Origin of the sequence: Streptosporangium sp. NPDC006013, assembly GCF_040614275.1 — a bacterium.
Lineage (GTDB): Bacteria > Actinomycetota > Actinomycetes > Streptosporangiales > Streptosporangiaceae > Streptosporangium.
This window is the reverse complement of sequence record NZ_JBEXUE010001000.1, coordinates 1-1023: the sequence shown is the minus strand read 5'-3', so window position 1 is coordinate 1023 and position 1023 is coordinate 1. Positions and strand designations below refer to the sequence as shown.

Annotated in this window: 2 protein-coding genes; both read right to left on the bottom strand. The window is 73.5% G+C overall.

Going from position 1 to position 1023, the window contains the following annotated elements; genetic code table 11:
- Nucleotides 1-276 (bottom strand): SDR family NAD(P)-dependent oxidoreductase (locus ABZ260_RS51580; RefSeq protein WP_355633392.1); only part of this gene is annotated, 276 nt, incomplete at its 3' end.
- Nucleotides 273-1023 (bottom strand): amidohydrolase family protein (locus ABZ260_RS51575; RefSeq protein ID WP_355633390.1); only part of this gene is annotated, 751 nt, incomplete at its 5' end. The genes ABZ260_RS51580 and ABZ260_RS51575, both read right to left, overlap by 4 nt.

The following is a 1023-nucleotide window of genomic DNA, read 5'->3' as shown; positions in this document are numbered from 1 at the left end:
AACGTCCCCGGCCGCCCGCACAGCCTCACCGACGACGACTACCGCAAGGTGATGGGCGTCTGCTGCGACGCCAACTTCTACCTGGTGCGCTCCGCTCTCCGTCAGGTCGAGCCGCACCACATGGAGCCGGTCGCCGAACCGCCGTTCCAGGCGCTCGCAACCGGACGCGTCGACATCGGTCGCCAGCACCTGCGTGCCCTGCAGGAGCAGTTCGGCCACGAGGGACGTGCCGATGCCACCGGCGGCCCCGGTGACCAGCACCCGGCGGCCGTTCATGCCGCGCCTCCCTGCCGGGTGCGGTTCAGCAGCCGCTTGGCGTTGCCGTGCAGCCAGGCCCGGACCACGTCGTCCGGAAGTCCCAGCCGGGTGACCTCGGCGGCGAGCCTGGCGGGAGTGGAGGCCTGGGTCCAGCTGGTGGACCCGAAGAGGACGCGGGAGCGGACGGACGCGGCACCCAGCGTCAGCAGCGCCTCCCACCCCGATCCCCGGGTCGCCATCCTGGACGGACGGTGCGAGGAGAACTCCAGATAGACGTTGGGGTGCCGCTGCGCCACCGCCAGCATCTCCGTGACCCAGGGCCAGCCTCCGTGCCCGGCGACCAGGACGAGGCCGGGGTAGGCACCGGCGATCCGGTCCAGTACCCGCGGCGCGGAGACGTCGATCGGGACGTCCGAGCGGAAGTGCTGCCCGCAGTGCAGCCACACCGGGACACCACGGTCGGCGGCGAGCTTCCAGAGCCCGGCGTGCTCGGGTGCGGACGGATCGGCGCCGTCGAGGAACGGGATGACCGAGAGGCCGGTCGCACCGAGCTCGTCGAGCGCGCGGCGCGCCTCGGCGAGCGCGGCCCGCGGATCGCTGAGGCCTACCCCGGCCCAGGCGCTGAGCCGGTCCGGGTACCTGGCGGCGAAGGCGGCGACCCTGTCGTTGACCGTGCCGTCCCCGATGGGCCACGGCCCGCCGTGCAGGACCTGATGAGCCACCCCGTCCGCGGCCAGCGCGGCGACGTGGCGGTCGATGTCGAAG